Consider the following 16916-nt stretch of genomic DNA (forward strand, 5'->3'; position numbering starts at 1 on the left):
CTCCCGTCGCACCCTGAGACGGCACTCCTCGGCCGCCCGTGACGCCTTCCCTGCCCATCACCGTGCCGCGCGGAATGCCCGTGGCAGGCTTGCCTGTTGCCGGTTGAGGACGACCGCCCGCCACTCCGCCGTTGGTCGGAAGCCGGCCGGGCTGACCCGCCCCTGCCCGTCCCGTGGCACTCTGGCCAGGCGTCAGGGGGCCCCGTGCGCCCGGCGTGGTCGGCCGACCAGTAGCACCCTCGGCCGACGGGATGCCCGTCTTGGGCGTGCCTACGGCTCGGCCCGTCGGCGAAGTGCCTCGCGCCGTGAGCGCCGGTCCGGTGCCCCGCGCAGTGACAGAATTGCGCCCTGAGCCGCCGAATACGGGCGGAACCATACCGATTGAGGGAGGCGTGCCACCGGGACCGGTGGGGCCCGGTCCGACTGGGCCTGATCCGGTGGGGGTCACAGGAGGCTGCTTGACTTCAGGCAGCGTCCCTACCGAGTCGATACCCATCCCCGTCGGGCGCTCATCAATACTCGGCACCACTCTCCCCTGCGCGACATCCGCGCGATGAGCTGTTGGCACATCCGGGGTGACGGTGCGACCCGTCGCCTCGGCCACGCCGGTTGCAGGCGTGGGCTTTCCAGCAACCGCACCATCACTCTCCGCTCGGGACGAGTGGTCTTGACCATCAGCGTCGGGCACGACGACATCGGGCGCCGGCGGGAACTTGGGCCGAGTCAGCCCATTCATCTGCGTCGAGGAATGCGAATACGCATGTCCCAACTTCCGCATCTCGGTGGCGGCTTCCTGCCGCACCTTCTCCTTGTCCGCTGCAATCGCCGCGAGTTCGCTCGACGACTTGCTCGCGATGGCGCCGGCGTCAGGGTCGTTGTGAGCAGCCCGTGCCGCGTCCAGGTTCGCCTGGGCACTGGCCTTGTCTCGCGGGATGGACGCCTGGGCGGTACCGATCGCTTTCGATGCCTCGGCAAGCCACTTCGACGAGTCATCGCTGAAGTCACCAAGAGTCAACGTCGCATTGGCCAGATCCCCGGCCCAGGTGCGGAACGCCTCCGCGCCCTTCCCCTTCCACTCCACCCACTGAGGCCTCACCTTCAGGTCCTCAGCGATCGAGTGGATCTCCTTGGCGGCTGCGGCGAGCCGGTCGGCCGCTGCTTGCACGGAGCCTGAGTTCGCCTGGTCGAGCCACTGCAGCATCTGCTCGTGACTCATTCCCTCAAACGGGTCGCTAGCCATCAGAGACCGGTCTCCCTTCCATCCTGCTCGGCTCCCGAGTCGCTCTTGCCGCCCTTGGCTCCGTCCTTGGCCTCGTCCTTGGGGTCTTGCTTGGTCCCGATCTCATCGATCGTCGGGCCATCGCCGTGGTGCCACAGCTTCGACTTCTCAGGGTCATAACGACCGCCGTAGTGGTCCTTCGTCTCCGTCTTGATCGCCTGAAGGCGATCCCGAAGGTCCTCGTCGATGGTCTGATATCCCTTGTGGGAGGCGAGAACCGCGAGACCCATCCCCTCTATGGAGTCGGAAAGGATCTTCGACAGGTGCTGCAGCTCCGTGAGTACTGTCTGGTACGACGTGAAGAGGCCGGCGGCGGCGCCCCAGTCGCCCGCGCCGCCTCCGAACTGATGGCGGCTGAGCGGTTCCTGGCCGAGCTTCTTCGAGTCCGCGTCCGACCCGCTGAGGTTCCTGATCAGCTCATCAACGCGCTGCTGGAACTTCGTGAACGACTCCAGCTCCGTGACGATGTCCGCCGCAGCCCCCGCGGCGACCAGGCCCACCCCGCCGATCACGCCCGCGAACGGCAGCAGAGAAGCTCCGCCGCCCCCGTCGTCCTTGGCCTCAGCCATCGCGTCCTCCCCGTTCCCCCGTGTGGTCTCTCTGCAGTGGCGTCCGCCGATGGTCGTCGTCGGGCGGCGTCGGCTGCGAAGTCTCGATGACAACTGTAGCGACGCGCACTGTCAGTTCACACGTCGCCCGTGGCAGATGACATGCACATCGCGTCACACTTCGACACGTCACGTAACAAGTTACGAACAAGCGATGCGGCGTCAGTCAGTTGGCGGGGTAGCCGCCACCGCCGCCTGAGGCCGAATCGGCAGCCGGTTCACCGGTCGCCCCGTCGCCGCGCGCACCGCCGACGCCACCGCCGCCGGGGACGCGACCACCGGAGCCGCGCTTACCGCCTTCGCCCCGAAAGGTGCTACTACGTCCCGTTCTTCCACGAGTTTGACGATGCGGATGTCCGGGGCGTCCAGGGACGTGGGGAGCGTGTAGCCCGTGAAGTCGGGGTGGCGGAGGAGGCCGCGCGGGGTGCGGAGGTTCTCCGTCAGGGCCGCGCCGACGCCCTGTGTGACGCCTGCCTCGATTCGGGCGGCCACCTGAGCCGGGTTCAGGATGCGGCCCACGTCCTGGGCCACCGCCAGTTCCACGACCCGTACCGAACCCAGCTCGATGTCCACGTCCACCACCGCGCGGATCGCGCAGAACGCCAGGCCCACGAACGCGTCGCCCTGGCCGTCCGCGTCCAGCGGCTCCGTGGGGTGCGGGCGGCACTGGGCCGTGGCCCACAGTTCCTTGCCGTCCATCGCCTCCGTCACCGTCGTCGACAGGACTCCGTCGTACGACGTGATCTTGCCGTCGGCGATCTGGAGCAACTCCGTGGACATGCCGAATTTGTGGGCGAGGGGCTGGAGGAGCTGGGTGCGGACCATTTTCGCGGCGCGTTCGACCGCGCCGCCGGACACCCATGTGTGGCGGCCGCGGCAGCCCGGGCCCGCCGGCGGCTGGTCCGTGTCCACCGGTGCCACGTGCACCTCGTCGATGCCCAGCGTCTCCTGGACGATCTGCCGGGCGAGCGTCGTGAAGCCCTGGCCCGTCTCCACCGCCGCGCAGATGACCGTGGCCACCCCGTCGTGGACCTTCACCGTGGCCGTCGACACCTCGTCGGTGCCTTCGGCGCCGAGCATGTGGACCATGCCGAGGCCGTAGCCGACCCCGCGCCGCACCGCGCTCGGTTCGCCCGCGCCCTCGGGTCCGCCGGGCAGCAGCCACTCGTCCTCGGGGGCGTCCTTGGGGAGCGCCGGGAGAGGGAAGTCCCGTACGGCGGCAAGGAGTTCGGCGACCGGGGCCGGGCAGGTCACCGTCTGGCCGGTCGGCAGGACGTCGCCCGTCGCCATGACGTTGCGCAGGCGCAGCTCCGCCGGGTCGACGCCGAGCTTCTTCGCCAGCTTGTCCATCTGCGCCTCGTACGCGGCGCAGACCTGGAGCGCGCCCTCTCCCCGTACGTGGCCGGAGGGCGGGTTGTTCGTACGGACCGCCCAGCCCTCGATGAACGCGTGCGGCACGACGTACGGGCCGCACGCGAAGGAGACGGCGGCGGCGAGCGCTTCGGAGGACGTGTCCGCGTACGCGCCCGCGTCGAGGAGGATCTGCGCCTCGACCTTGACGAGCTTGCCGTCGGCGTCCGCGTGGTGGCGGTAGCGCAGGAGAGTGGGGTGGCGGTGGGTGTGGCCGAGGAAGGACTCCTCGCGCGTCGCGGTGAGCTTGACCGGGCAGCCGGTCCTCAACGCCAGGAGTCCGAGCGGGAGTTGGAAGCTCTGGTCCTCGCGGTCGGCGGTCGCGCCGGGTACGCCCGTGACGACGATCTTCACGCGGTCGGGCTCCAGGCCGTAGCGCGCGGCGGCGAGGTCGCGGTCGCCGTGCGGGTCGGTGGACGCTACGTAGAGCTCCACTCCCCCGTCGGGCCGCGGTACGGCGAGGCCGGCCTCGGCTCCGATGGGGGCCGGGTCCTGGCGGCCGATGCGGTACTGGCCCTCGACGACGATCTCGCCCGTCACGTCCTGGTCGCCGTGGCTCAGGGGGATGTGGCGGATCAGGTTGCCGTCGGGGTGCAGGGGTTCGGCGGCGAAGGACTGCTCGGGGTCCGTGACGGGTTCGAGGACCTCGTACTCGACGATCACGGCTGCGGCCGCCATGCGCGCGGTGTCGGGGTGGTCGGCCGCCACGGCGGCGATGGCCTCGCCGTGGTGGCGTACGACGTCGGAGGCGAAGACCGGGCGGTCCGCGGCGCGGTGGCCGGGCAGGGACGCTCCGGGAACGTCCTCGTGCGTGATGACGGCGCGCACGCCGGGCATCTCGCGCGCGTGGCTCGTGTCGATGGACAGGATGCGCGCGTGCGCGTGCGGGGAGCGCAGGACGGCGGCCCACAGCAGGCCCTCGGCCCACAGGTCGGCGGCGTACGGGAACGTGCCCTCCGTCTTGGCGCGCGCCTCGGCCGGCGTCAGCGAGACCCCGAGGCCGTGCGGCAGCGGCTCGGCCACGGGGGCCTCCGGCGCCGCGGGGGCCGCGGGCGCGGTCGCTGCTGCTTCGTCACTCACGCCTGGCCCCCGTCCTGGAAGTCCTGAAAGTCCTGCCGCCCGTGAAAGTCCTGCCGGCCCTGGTGGCCCTGAAGGTCTTGATGGCCCTGCTGACCCTGTTGGTCCGGGTGACCATGTTGGACCTGATGACCCTGGTGGTCCTGCTGACCCTGGTGGTCGTGGATGCCTTCGGTCGCGCTCGGGCCCGCCTGGCGCGGGATGCGGGCCTCGCCGTCCGGGTCACTCGCGGCGGCCGCCGCAGCGGCGGTCGCCTCGCGCTCCTCGACGACCTGCTGTACGGCGTCCAGGATCCCGCGGTAACCGGAACACCGGCACAGATTGCCGCACAGGGCCTGACGGGTCTCCAGCTCCGTGGGCGACGGGTTGCCCCCAAGCAGGTCGTGCACGGTCATCGCCATACCCGGCACGCAGAATCCGCACTGGACCGCGCAACGGCTCGCGAGGGCGCGCTGCACGTCGGACGGCTGCCCATCGCTGGCCAGGCCCTCGACGGTACGGACTTCACTGCCGGCTGCCGTGGCTCCGGGAACCAGGCAGGAGGCCACAAGGCGCCCGTCCACCTGGACGTTGCAGGCCCCGCACTCACCCTGCGAGCACCCGTCCTTGGCCCCGGCGAGCCCGAGCCGCTCCCGCAGGACGTAGAGCAGAGACTCCCCGATCCAGGCCCCGGTCACGGGCCGGTCGGTCCCGTTGACCCGCAGGACGTAGGAGGCGAGGGGGTGGTCGTCGTGGAGGGGGGTGACGGTGGCGGCCGCCTCGGGGGCGGGGTCCTCCGCGGTTACGGGCTCCTCGGGGGCGGCGGCCTCGGTGGCCGTTATGACGTCGGCGGCCTCGGTGGTCTCGGCGACCTCGACGGTCTCGGAGACGTCCGAGGCGTCGGTTACGTCAGTTGCATCCGTAACGTCGGTTGCGTCCGCCACTTCGACTGCGTCCGTTACGTCGGCTGCGGCCTCAGGCACCACGGGTTCAGCGACGACCGGCTCGACGACCTCAGGCACGACCTCAGCCTCGGGCCCGACAGCCTCAGCCACCACCTCAGCCTCAGGCACCACCTCAGGCTCCGGCACCACCTCAGGCTCCGGCTCCGGCTCCGCCGAAGGCTCCGCCTGTGCCCACTCCTCCGCCGCCCAAGGCGCCACCGCGCCCCCCGGCAGCGTCGCCGGAGGCGTCCGCCCCCACTGCTCGGCGATCGACGACGTCGTGAACTCGCCCGACTCGTCCGGGAACTCACCTTCGGCGATGACGGGGATCGACCACTGGCCGGTGACGGAAGACGGCTCGTGCGCGGGCGGCTCCGCCTGCGCGTGACGCGTGTCGACCTGCGAGAAGTCCCACTGCCCGGTCACCCCGTGACCGTGCTGGTGCCCGTGCCCGGCATCGTGGCCGTGCCCGTACCCAGGCACCTGCCCCTGATCATGCCTCTGGCCGAGCTCCTGACCGTACGAAACCTGCGCCTCCGGCCCCGCAGGCTCCGGCCACCGCACGCCCCCGGTCACAGCGCCGGTCACCGCGCCAGTGGCACCCGCCCCCGTCACATCCCCCGGCAGCACCCACATCCCCGTGGCCGCGGGATCGGTGGCCGAAGGGCCGCCCGGCGCGATGGTGATCTGAGGCGGGACGTAACCGTGCCCCGGCGCGGCCAGCGGCGCGTCCGGGAGCCCGCTCTCCGGCAGCTGCACGAAAGCGGTGGCGTCCGCGTCGTAGTCCCCCTGGGGCAGCGGCTCCCAGCCGCCTCCCGGATGACCCCCGTAGCCCCCCTCGTGGCCCTGATGCCCTTCGTGATGGCCTCCGTGGCCACCGTGGTTGTGCTCGTCAGTCACGACAGCGCCCTTCCAAGTGCACGTCGGGCCAGCGCGGCGACCGTGCGCCGCAGGTGCAGTACGGCGGGCGGCAGTTGTTCCTGGGTGCCGTCCGGGGCCGGGGCGGGCTCGGGGACGCAGGCCGCGGCGACGTACTCGCCGAACGCGGTCAGCGCCTCGGGCACGAGCGTGCGCTCGCTGTCCCAGTCGATGAGCGAGGCCACCCACTGCTCGGCCTCCAGGGGGCGCAGCGGCATCGGCGCGATCGCGCCGACCGCGCACCGGACGCCGCGCCTCGCCGGGTCGAGGACGAGCGCGACGGACGCGAGGGCGCGCCCCGGGCCGGTGCGGCCGGTGGCCTTGAGGAAGGTCTGCGGGGCGTGCAGGAGCGGCACCCGTACGAAGCCGATGAGTTCGCCGGGGGCGAGCATCTCCATGCCCGCGAGCAGGTGCGACACCGGAACTTCGCGCCGGGCGCCGCCCGGGCCCGCGATGATCAGCGTGGCTTCGAGGGCGGCGAGGACGGGGAGAGTGTCGCCGGTCGCGGCGCCGGAGGCGATGTTGCCGCCGAGGGTGCCCGCGTTACGGATCTGGGGCGGTCCGGCGGCGCGGGCCGCTGCGGCGAGGGCGGGGATCAGGGCGGCGAAGTCGGGGCGCCCTATGCGGGCGAGGGTGAGGCCGGCGCCGAGGAGCGCGTGACCGTCCTGGTACTGCCAGCCGCGGATCTCGCTGATGCGGCCGAGGCCGACGAGGGCGGCGGGTCGAAGGAGCCCGGCGTTGACCGAGGCCATCAGGTCGGTGCCGCCCGCGACCGGTACCGCGGCGGGCATGGCGGCGAGTGCTTCCACGGCCTCGTCCAGCGAGCCCGGGAGCGTCACGGCCTGCGTTGCGTGCGTGGTCAATGCGTGCGTGGTCAAACCGGCTGCCCCTTCCCGATGTCCGGCACTTCGCCCGGCGGCTTCGGTTGGGTGAGCCGTCGTTCGCGCCGTTGCGCCTGCTCCGCCGTACGGTACGTGCTGACAGGCCGGACGAGGCAACTCTGGCACATCTTCCCGGGGGCCCGACGAGGGGGTCCGCTAGGAGGCTTTCGCCCCGGGGGGCCGGGAGATGAGGCGTTTTGACCCCTGGTCACCCGTCGGTGCGCATTGCCACTCTTCGGTGGTTTTCATAACGCTTTCCTTGCGGCCTCACGTTCCCGTTTCTTGCGGCCCTCACGTTCCCAGGGCCGGGCGCCCGGGGGAACGTGTGCGGCGGCGGCTCACACGTTCGGGGGCGCCCCCTCGATCGGGCGTCCGAGCACACCGGGGCGCAGCTGCCAGGGCCTCGGGCCCGTGGGCGGACGGTAGTCGACGCCGAGTGCGTCAAGTCGCGTGTAGTGGGCGGCCATTCGCCGCTGGAAGCCGGTGAAGTCGCGCTCGGCGGGGGCGGGCAGGGCGCTCCAGGCGACCTCGGCGAAGGCGGCCAGGCGCGGGAACGTCTGGTAATCGACGCGGGCCTGGCTGTCCATCACCTCGGTCCAGACACAGGCCTGGGTGCCGAGCACGTGCCGCGCCTCGCTCTCGGTGAGCTGCGGGGGTACGGGCTCGAAGCGGTAGACGTCCTCCAGGGTGCGGACCCATCCGATGGGCATCGGCTCGTCGTCGCCCGGCGCCTGGCGGTGGTCCAGATACACGTACTCCTGCGGGCACATGACGACGTCGTGGCCGGCACGGGCGGCGGTGATACCGGCCGCGTAACCACGCCAGGACGCGACAGCGGCACCCGGCGCGAGGCCGCCCTCCAGAATCTCACCCCAGCCGATGAGGCGCCGGCCGCGTGCGGTGAGCCAGGTGGCGAAGTGCCGGATGAACCAGGACTGGAGCTCGTCCTCGTCCTTCAGGCCGAGTTCGGCGATGCGGGCCTGCGCGGCGGGCGACCGCTTCCACTGCTCCTTGGGACACTCGTCGCCGCCGATGTGGACGAACGGCGAGACGTCGACCGGGAACAGGTCGAGGATCTCCTCGAACACGCCCTCGTAGAAACGCAGGGTGGCGTCGGTGGGCGCGAGGACGTTCGGGTTGATGCCCCAGTTGTCCCAGACGGTGAGTGACGCGGTGTCGACGACGTCCGTGTTGCCGAGTTCCGGGTACGCCGCGATGGCCGACTGCGAGTGGCCGGGGACGTCGATCTCGGGGACGACGCGGATGTGCCGCTCGGCGGCGTACGCGACGATCTCGCGGATGTCGTCCTGCGTATAGAACCCGCCGTGCGGCCGCTCGTCCCAGAGGGGCGAGGCGCGGTGGCCGAATTTCGTGCGTGAGCGCCAGGCTCCGACCTCGGTGAGCTTCGGGTGGCGTTTGATCTCTACGCGCCAGCCCTGGTCGTCGGTCAGGTGGAGGTGGAAGACGTTGAGTTTGTGCGCGGCAAGGAGGTCGAGGTAGCGCAGGACCCCGTCCTTGGGCATGAAGTGGCGGGAGACGTCGAGCATGAGGCCGCGCCAGGCGAAGCGGGGAGCGTCTTCGATCACCGCCTCCGGGACCGTCCATTTCCGGCCGCGTTCGACGGGCGCCCGCCGGAACGCGTCCGGCCCGAGCAGCTGACGCAACGTCTGCGCTCCCCAGAAGACACCCGCCGCGCTGCCGCCATCGATACGGATGGCACGCGGGTCGACGGTGAGGCGGTACGCCTCGGGGGCGAGGGCGGGGTCGATGCGTAGCTCGATGCCGTCGCCCGGACCCTCCGGCAGATCGAGTCCGGTGGCCGCTCCGACCGCCGAGCGCAGCCATCTGGCGACGCCCTCGGTACCGGCTCCGGCCGTGAGCGTGCTGCCCGCGCCCAGCTCGTGAACGCCATCGCCGCCACCCGCCACCACTTGAGGAGCGGGAATCAGATCTGCCGTAGTCGCTGCCACACCGACGAGGCTAGGAAGTCCGGACCACGGGAGCAACGGTCCCGGCGCAGCACAAGGCCCCCGGCACGCCGAAATGCGCTCAGGGGCCCTGGTGCGAAGGCACGGCAGCCGTTACTTCTTGTCCTTGCCGCCCTTGTCCTTGTCGCCGCCGGCGCCCATGGACTCGTAGATCTCCTTGCACATGGGGCACACGGGGTACTTCTTCGGGTCCCGGCCCGGCACCCACACCTTGCCGCAGAGCGCGACGACGGGCGTCCCTTCGAGGGCGCTCGCCATGATCTTGTCCTTCTGGACATAGTGGGCGTAGCGCTCGTGGTCGCCGTCACCGTGCGATGTCTGCGGCGCCGGCTCTACGAGGGTCCCCGTACCTGTCCCGCGCTCGGGCTCAAGAGTGCTCATGGAAGCCAAGGGTACTTAAGCCCGCGGGGAACGGTCAGCGGCCTCGGGAGGGGGTCAGTTGAGCGAGGGATCGTCCGGGTACGTCGCCACCATCGCCAGTTCGCTGCGCTGACGTCGCAGGACCGCGCGCCACAGACCCTCGGGCTTCGTCGACGAGACGTCGCCGGGTTCCGACTCGACGACGTACCAGGCGCCGTCGTCCAGCTCGGCCTCCAGCTGGCCGGGACCCCAGCCCGCGTACCCCGCGAAGATGCGCAGCGAGCCGAGGGCGGCGGCGAGGAGTTCGGGCGGGGCCTCCAGGTCGACGAGGCCGATCGCGCCGTGCACGCGGCGGAAGCCGACGGGGTCGCGTCCGCCGGAGCGGAGCCGGGAGCCCTGCGCCATGCCCTCGTCGCCGGGGATCACGGCGACGCCGAGCGCCGAGTCGAGCGAGACGGGGCCGCCCTGGAAGACGACGCCGGGAGCACCGGCCAGCTCGCCCCAGCCCTCCAGGATGTCGCCGACGTCCACCGGCGTGGGCCGGTTGAGAACGACGCCGAGGGAGCCCTCCTCGTCGTGGTCGAGGAGCAGCACGACCGCCCGGTCGAAATTCGGGTCCGACAGGGCGGGTGTGGCCACGAGCAGCCGCCCTGTGAGCGAGGACACCTCGGTCATGCCTGACATGATCCCGCATCTTGCGCCCGAGCGGGGAGTCAACGGCACTGCCGGGGTGCGCGCAGCTCAGCGATGCCTCACGCGCCCGGGGTGCGCGCCGTGCGGTGCGCGCGGGGAGTGACCCTCCGCGCCCGTTTAGCCACATTTCGTGTTGTAGCGAAGTCATGACGCCCTCCGCCGGTCCTCGGACTTACGGAAGGGGGGTAGGCGGCCCTTACCCTTATGCCTTGGCCCGCTCGGCGCCAGGCCCCAAGGCCCCGTCCGAACAGCCCCGCCCCGCGGCCCTGTCAGTTGTCCTGTCCATCTCATCGGAACGCGAGATTCATGACCGTCACCGACGATGTACTGCTTGTCCACGGCGGAACCCCGCTGGAGGGCGAGATCCGTGTCCGCGGCGCGAAGAACCTCGTGCCCAAGGCAATGGTCGCCGCGCTGCTCGGCAGCGCCCCCAGCCGGCTGCGCAATGTCCCGGACATCCGTGACGTCCGCGTCGTGCGCGGCCTCCTGCAGCTGCACGGTGTGACGGTCCGCCCCGGTGAGGAGCCGGGCGAGCTGATCATGGACCCGTCGCACGTCGAGAGCGCGAACGTCGCGGACATCGACGCGCACGCCGGTTCCTCCCGCATCCCGATCCTGCTGTGCGGGCCGCTCCTGCACCGCCTCGGGCACGCGTTCATCCCGGGTCTGGGCGGCTGCGACATCGGCGGCCGGCCCATCGACTTCCACTTCGAGGTGCTGCGCCAGTTCGGCGCGACGATCGAGAAGCGGGCCGACGGCCAGTACCTGGAGGCCCCGCACCGGCTGCGCGGCACCAAGATCCGGCTGCCGTACCCGTCGGTCGGCGCGACGGAGCAGGTGCTCCTGACGGCCGTGCTCGCCGAGGGCGTCACCGAGCTGTCGAACGCGGCCGTGGAGCCCGAGATCGAGGACCTCATCTGCGTACTGCAGAAGATGGGCGCGATCATCGCCATGGACACCGACCGGACGATCCGGATCACGGGTGTCGACAAGCTCGGCGGCTACACGCACCGTGCCCTCTCGGACCGCCTGGAGGCCGCCTCGTGGGCGTCCGCCGCGCTGGCGACCGAGGGCAACATCTACGTCCGCGGCGCCCAGCAGCGCTCGATGATGACGTTCCTGAACACGTACCGGAAGGTCGGCGGCGCCTTCGAGATCGACGACGAGGGCATCCGCTTCTGGCACCCCGGCGGCTCGCTGAAATCGATCGCGCTGGAGACGGACGTCCACCCCGGCTTCCAGACGGACTGGCAGCAGCCGCTCGTCGTGGCCCTGACGCAGGCCTCCGGCCTCTCCATCGTCCACGAGACGGTCTACGAGTCCCGGCTGGGCTTCACGTCCGCGCTGAACCAGATGGGCGCGCACATCCAGCTGTACCGGGAGTGCCTGGGCGGCTCGGACTGCCGCTTCGGTCAGCGCAACTTCCTGCACTCGGCCGTCGTCTCGGGCCCGACGAAGCTTCAGGGGGCCGACCTGGTCATTCCTGACCTGCGTGGTGGGTTCTCGTACCTGATCGCGGCGCTCGCTGCGCAGGGCACGTCTCGTGTGCACGGGATCGATCTGATCAACCGGGGTTACGAGAACTTCATGGACAAGCTCGTTGAGCTGGGCGCGAAGGTCGAACTCCCCGGCAAGGCGCTGGGCTAGGTAGCGGGGAGTCTGCGGGCCGGTGGGGGCTGGTCGCGCAGTTCCCCGCGCCCCTGAAATGCGCGCTGCGCGCGGCATTTCCCGGAAGGGATGCCGCGCGCAGCGCTGTTTCAGGGGAAGGCGCGGCGGAGCCGCAAGCCTTCAGGGGCGCGGGGCTGTGTCATCAGCGGCTCCGCCGCGGGGCGCGACCGGCCACGACGGACCCGCACCCGAAAACGCCACGAGGGGCGGTACCCAGAACGGGTACCGCCCCTCACGCTTGCGAGGGAAAGGCTACTTGCCCTTCGCCGCTTCCTTGAGCTTGGAGCCCGCGGACACCTTCACGCTGAAACCGGCCGGGATGTTGATCGGCTCGCCGGTCTGCGGGTTGCGGGCGGTGCGAGCGGCACGGTGGGTGCGCTCGAAGGTCAGGAAGCCGGGGATGGTGACCTTCTCGTCGCCCTTGGCGACGATCTCGCCGACCGTCTCGGCGAACGCGGCCAGCACGGCGTCGGCGTCCTTGCGGGTCACCTCGGCGCGGTCGGCCAGCGCGGCCACCAGCTCACTGCGGTTCATTTTTGTACTCCCGTGTTCTTCTTGCCGTTGAGGCGTGCCACGCGGCGGAGCCGCATGGTGGGCACTGCGAAGCCGATGCTGCCAGGGTCCTCGGTCAGGCCCCGGACCCGGGTCCGTCTTCAGACCCTCGCGCCCGACAACGCATCCTGCCCCCACCAGCGGCGGGAAAGCCAATCCTGCACCCTTGGGGGTCACACGAAATGCGTCGCCGCCCCTGTGCGGGGCGGAGCGGGGCCCGTGCTTCCCGGCCACCCTAGAGGGCTGCCAGGGGCCCCGCATTCCGCGACGCGCCGGGCCTCAGGAGGCCGTGGCGCCCGTCACAGCGATGCCGGCGGCCTTCGCCGCGTCGCGCACGGCTCCGGCGACGGCGCCCGCGACCTTGTCGTTGAAGACGCTCGGAATGATGTAGTTCGGGTTGAGCTCGTCCTCGCTCACGACGTCCGCGAGGGCGGCCGCGGCGGCCAGCATCATCTCGGTGTTGACCGTGCGCGACTGGGCGTCCAGGAGGCCGCGGAAGACGCCCGGGAAGACCAGCACGTTGTTGATCTGGTTCGGGAAGTCGGAGCGGCCCGTGGCCACGACCGCCGCCGTCTGACGGGCGATCGCGGGGTCGACCTCGGGGTCCGGGTTCGCGAGCGCGAACACGATGGCACCCTCGGCCATGGCGGCCACGTCGTCGCCGTCGAGGACGTTCGGGGCCGAGACACCGATGAAGACGTCCGCGTCGCGCACGGCCTCCTTCAGGGTGCCCGTGAGGCCCTCGGGGTTGGTGTTGTCGGCGATCCAGCGCAGCGGCGAGTCCGAGTCGGCGTCGACCAGGTCGGCGCGGTCCGCGTGGACGACGCCGTGGATGTCGGCGACGACGGAGTTCTTGACGCCGGCCGCGATCAGGAGCTTGAGGATGGCCGTACCGGCCGCGCCCGCGCCGGACATGACGACGCGGATGTCGCCGATCGACTTGCCGGCGACGCGCAGGGCGTTCGTCAGGGCGGCGAGGACGACGATGGCCGTGCCGTGCTGGTCGTCGTGGAAGACGGGGATGTCGAGGGCCTCGCGCAGGCGGGCCTCGATCTCGAAGCAGCGGGGGGCGGAAATGTCCTCGAGGTTGATGCCCGCGAAGCCGGGGGCGATCGCCTTGACGATCTCGACGATGGCGTCGGTGTCCTGGGTGTCCAGGCAGATCGGCCAGGCGTCGATGTCGGCGAAGCGCTTGAAGAGGGCGGCCTTGCCCTCCATGACCGGCATGGCGGCCATCGGGCCGATGTTGCCGAGGCCGAGCACGGCCGAACCGTCGGTGACGACCGCGACGGTGTTGCGCTTGATGGTGAGGCGGCGGGCGTCCTCGGGGTTCTCGGCGATGGCCATGCAGACGCGGGCCACACCCGGCGTGTAGACCATCGAGAGGTCGTCACGGTTGCGGATGGGGTGCTTCGACGCCATCTCGATCTTGCCGCCGAGGTGCATCAGGAACGTACGGTCGGAGACCTTGCCGAGGATGACACCCTCGATCTCGCGCAGCTGCTCGACGATCTCGTCGGCGTGGGCGGTGGAGGTCGCCGCGATCGTGACGTCGATGCGGAGTTTCTCGTGGCCGGACGCCGTCACGTCGAGGCCGGTGACAGAGCCGCCGTGGGACTCGACCGCCGTGGTGAGTTGGGATACCGCTGTTCCGCTGGCGGGCACCTCAAGGCGGACCGTCATCGAGTAGGAGACGCTGGGTGCCGTTGCCATGACCGGGTTCCTCTGCTTTCACCGTCGCTACTGCTGCGTTTTTTCCGTCCGATCGTCGCACCTACCGCCGAGTACGTGGTAGCCGCCCCGGATTGCGAACCTTTTGTTCACCACCCGGCCAGCTCCCCGGGGTGTCGCCCCAGGATGCTCACTTTCGGAAAGTTGTTTCCACCATACGAGAAGTTGGGGGAAACAGAAAGAGGCCCACGTCACCGGGGTGACGTGGGCCTCTCCTCACGTAGATGACACCGACCCGCCATGCTCGCCTCGCGGCAAGTGGTCGCTCGTAGCGACGAAGGTTGGGCCCGGGGGCTTGGATCGAGCCGGTGTCACGTCAACGGTAACAAAGGATCCCGGTAAGGCAATTCCCCCTGCTGAACTCGAGTGAAGTCAGTCGCGCAGCAGGTCGGGCACGCCGTCCGCGTCGGGCTCGTCGCGCGGGCCCGAGACGACCGTGAGCTGCTGCGTGGCGCGGGTCAGCGCCACGTACAGGACCCGCAGTCCGGCCGGGGACTCGTCGGCGATCTCCGCCGGCGAGACGACCACCGTGGCGTCGTACTCCAGGCCCTTGGCCTCCAGGCTGCCGAGGGCCACGACGCGGTCGCCGAGCCCGGACAGCCAGCGCGCCGCCTCGTCCCGCCGGTTCATCGCGACGACGACGCCGACCGTGCCGTCGACCTGGTCGAGCAGGTGCTGCGCCTCCGCGCGGACGGTGTCCCCGAGGCTGCCCGCCACGACCGCGAAGCGGGGTCGAACACCCGTCGAGCGGACCGCCGACGGGGACTCGGAGCCCGGCATGGCGAGCGCCAGCACCTTGGCCGCGAGCTCGGCGATCTCGGCCGGGTTGCGGTAGTTCACGGTGAGCGTGAAGCGGCGGCGCGGGCGGGAGCCGAGCGCCTCGTCACGGGCCTCGGCGGCCTCGTCCGGGTCCGACCACGAGGACTGGGCCGGGTCGCCGACCACAGTCCATGTCGCGTGCCGGCCGCGGCGGCCGACCATGCGCCACTGCATGGGCGTGAGGTCCTGCGCCTCGTCCACGATGACGTGCGCGTACTCCGTGCGCTCCTGGGCAAGGCGCTCGGCGCGCTCCCACTGCGTCTCCTCGCGCGTGGGCATCAGCTCGTCCAGGCCGGTGAGCTGGTCGAGCGGGTCGTACTCGCGCTTCTTCTTCGGGCGCACCGGGGTGCCGAGTACGGCGTTCAGCTCGTCGAGGAGCGCGACGTCGTGCACCGAGAGGGCGTCGCGGCGCAGGGAGCGGGCGACCTTGCGGACCTCGCCGGGGTTGAGGATGCGCCGGGCCCAGCGGCCGAGGCGCCGCTCGTCGCCCATCGCGGCGAGGACGCCGCGCGGGGTCAGCTCGGGCCACCACGCGTCCAGGAAGTTCACGAACTCGTCCTCGGAGGTGACGTCGTCGTCGAAGGACGAGCGCAGCTCGGCGGCGAGTTCGGGGTCGCTGTGGCGGGTGCCCGCGCCGGACTGCGACCACAGGGCGTCGAGGAGGAGCTTGCGGGCGCGCGGGCGCAGGAGGTTGACCGGGGCGGTGCCGCTCAGGGCGTTCTGGCGGATCCGGTTCAGGTCGGCGGCCTCCAGTTCGAGGCGGCGGCCGAAGGCGACGACGCGCAGGCGCGTGGGCTGCTCGACGGGGGCGGCGGGCTCGTCCTCGGGGTCCTCGCCGAAGGCGAGCTGGGCGGGGCGCTGCGGCGGCCGCACAGCGGCCGTACCGCTTTCGAGGGCGCCGCGGGCGGCCTTGCGCAGGACCTTCAGCATCCGGGAGGAGCCCTTGACGCGGGCCACCGCCGGGGAGTCGTAGACCGTGGCCTCGGCGCCGTCGACCAGCGAGCCGACCGCGCGGATCGCGACCTGGCCCTCCTCGCCCAGCGACGGCAGGACGCCCTCGGTGTAGGCGACGAGGAGCGGGGTCGGCGAGACGATCAGGATGCCGCCCGCGTACCGGCGGCGGTCCTGGTAGAGGAGGTACGCGGCGCGGTGCAGGGCGACGGCCGTCTTGCCGGTGCCGGGGCCGCCCTCGACGTACGTCACGGAGGCGGCGGGGGCCCGGATCACGAGGTCCTGCTCGGCCTGGATGGACGCCACGATGTCGCGCATCGTGTGGCTGCGGGCCTGGCCGAGGGCGGCCATCAGGGCGCCGTCGCCGATCACCGGCAGCTTCTCGCCGTCGAGGTACGCAGTCAGCTCGGGGCGCATGAGGTCGTCCTCGACGCCGAGCACCTGGCGGCCCTTGGAGCGGATGACGCGGCGGCGGACGACGCGTCCCGGGTCCACGGGCGTGGAGCGGTAGAACGGCGCGGCCGCGGGCGCGCGCCAGTCGATGACCAGCGGCGCGTAGTCGGCGTCCAGGACGCCGATCCGGCCGATGTGGAGGGTCTCGGCGATGTCGGCCGCCTGCTGCCCGTCCTCGCCCTCTCGGACGGCCCCCTCGGCGGGCTCCACGGCCGTGTACGCGCCGTCGGGGCCCTTCTTGCCGTCCTTGCCGAGCAGCAGGTCGATCCGGCCGAAGAGGAAGTCCTCGAACTCGTTGTTGAGGCGGTTGAGGTGGATCCCCGCGCGGAACACCTGGGCGTCGCGCTCGGCGAGCGCGCCCGGGGTGCCGACGTGGCCCCGCTGGGCCGCGTCGTGCATCAGGAACTCAGCCTCGTGGATCTTCTCCTCGAGACGGCGGTACACCTGGTCCAGGTGTTCCTGTTCGATGCCGATCTCACGGTCCCGTACGGAATCGTGATCCTGGTCGAGCGCGGTTCGGTGATGAGCCTGAGCGGCCACCGGGCCCCCTTCTGACGTGCTGGGCAGCCGTCCAAGATATGCGAAGGGAGGGTGAAGAAGCTACG

The 16916-nt window shown here is 71.2% G+C and carries 11 protein-coding genes; 1 reads left to right on the forward strand and 10 read right to left on the reverse strand.

Annotation, left to right across the window (positions count from 1 at the left end):
- Window positions 1-1239: 1239 nt before the first annotated feature.
- The 7 genes from ABZ893_RS18520 to ABZ893_RS18550 form a co-directional block, all read right to left on the reverse strand.
- Window positions 1240-1848 carry a hypothetical protein gene (locus ABZ893_RS18520; protein WP_361404364.1) on the reverse strand — a complete coding sequence of 203 codons (609 nt, stop codon included), beginning with the start codon at window positions 1846-1848 and terminating at the stop codon, window positions 1240-1242.
- A 201-nt stretch (window positions 1849-2049) separates the two neighbouring features.
- A complete protein-coding gene (locus ABZ893_RS18525) occupies window positions 2050-4377 on the reverse strand; it encodes a molybdopterin cofactor-binding domain-containing protein (protein ID WP_361404367.1) in 2328 nt (775 codons plus the stop codon).
- Window positions 4374-6095, reverse strand: a complete 1722-nt coding sequence (locus tag ABZ893_RS18530; RefSeq protein WP_361404612.1) for a (2Fe-2S)-binding protein — start codon at window positions 6093-6095, stop codon at window positions 4374-4376. The genes ABZ893_RS18525 and ABZ893_RS18530 overlap by 4 nt, the downstream gene beginning before the upstream one ends.
- 98 nt (window positions 6096-6193) lie before the next feature.
- Window positions 6194-7093 carry an FAD binding domain-containing protein gene (locus ABZ893_RS18535; protein ID WP_361404370.1) on the reverse strand — a complete coding sequence of 300 codons (900 nt, stop codon included), beginning with the start codon at window positions 7091-7093 and terminating at the stop codon, window positions 6194-6196.
- A gap of 341 nt (window positions 7094-7434) precedes the next feature.
- Complete coding sequence (locus ABZ893_RS18540; protein WP_361404373.1) at window positions 7435-9066, reverse strand: beta-N-acetylhexosaminidase; 1632 nt, start codon at window positions 9064-9066, stop codon at window positions 7435-7437.
- A gap of 111 nt (window positions 9067-9177) precedes the next feature.
- Window positions 9178-9465, reverse strand: a complete 288-nt coding sequence (locus ABZ893_RS18545; protein WP_361404376.1) for a DUF3039 domain-containing protein — start codon at window positions 9463-9465, stop codon at window positions 9178-9180.
- Between the two features lie 54 nt (window positions 9466-9519).
- A complete protein-coding gene (locus ABZ893_RS18550; RefSeq protein WP_361404379.1) occupies window positions 9520-10119 on the reverse strand; it encodes a YqgE/AlgH family protein in 600 nt (199 codons plus the stop codon).
- Window positions 10120-10443: 324 nt separating this feature from the next.
- Between ABZ893_RS18550 and murA the strand changes: the two genes are divergently transcribed.
- Window positions 10444-11784, forward strand: a complete 1341-nt coding sequence (gene murA, locus ABZ893_RS18555) for a UDP-N-acetylglucosamine 1-carboxyvinyltransferase (RefSeq protein WP_361404382.1) — start codon at window positions 10444-10446, stop codon at window positions 11782-11784.
- Between the two features lie 273 nt (window positions 11785-12057).
- On the opposite strand, the gene ABZ893_RS18560 is transcribed toward murA, so the two are convergent.
- From ABZ893_RS18560 to ABZ893_RS18570, 3 genes are all read right to left on the reverse strand, one after another.
- Window positions 12058-12339 (reverse strand): HU family DNA-binding protein, encoded by a 282-nt coding sequence (locus ABZ893_RS18560; RefSeq protein WP_030680681.1) that lies wholly within the window; start codon window positions 12337-12339, stop codon window positions 12058-12060.
- 297 nt (window positions 12340-12636) lie between these two features.
- Window positions 12637-14070 (reverse strand): NAD-dependent malic enzyme, encoded by a 1434-nt coding sequence (locus ABZ893_RS18565; protein WP_361404385.1) that lies wholly within the window; start codon window positions 14068-14070, stop codon window positions 12637-12639.
- Window positions 14071-14460: 390 nt separating this feature from the next.
- A complete protein-coding gene (locus ABZ893_RS18570) occupies window positions 14461-16851 on the reverse strand; it encodes a UvrD-helicase domain-containing protein (RefSeq protein WP_361404388.1) in 2391 nt (796 codons plus the stop codon).
- Window positions 16852-16916: the final 65 nt, after the last annotated feature.

Origin of the sequence: Streptomyces sp. NPDC046821, from assembly GCF_040645335.1 — a bacterium.
Taxonomy (GTDB): domain Bacteria; phylum Actinomycetota; class Actinomycetes; order Streptomycetales; family Streptomycetaceae; genus Streptomyces.

Bases quoted from the DNA above. Each gene is read 5' to 3' on its own strand.
- ABZ893_RS18520 (WP_361404364.1), bottom strand. From the start codon at position 1,848: ATGGCTGAGGCCAAGGACGACGGGGGCGGCGGAGCTTCTCTGCTGCCG.
- ABZ893_RS18545 (WP_361404376.1), bottom strand. From the start codon at position 9,465: ATGAGCACTCTTGAGCCCGAGCGCGGGACAGGTACGGGGACCCTCGTA.
- ABZ893_RS18550 (WP_361404379.1), bottom strand. From the start codon at position 10,119: ATGACCGAGGTGTCCTCGCTCACAGGGCGGCTGCTCGTGGCCACACCC.
- murA (WP_361404382.1), top strand. From the start codon at position 10,444: ATGACCGTCACCGACGATGTACTGCTTGTCCACGGCGGAACCCCGCTG.
- ABZ893_RS18560 (WP_030680681.1), bottom strand. From the start codon at position 12,339: ATGAACCGCAGTGAGCTGGTGGCCGCGCTGGCCGACCGCGCCGAGGTG.
- ABZ893_RS18565 (WP_361404385.1), bottom strand. From the start codon at position 14,070: ATGGCAACGGCACCCAGCGTCTCCTACTCGATGACGGTCCGCCTTGAG.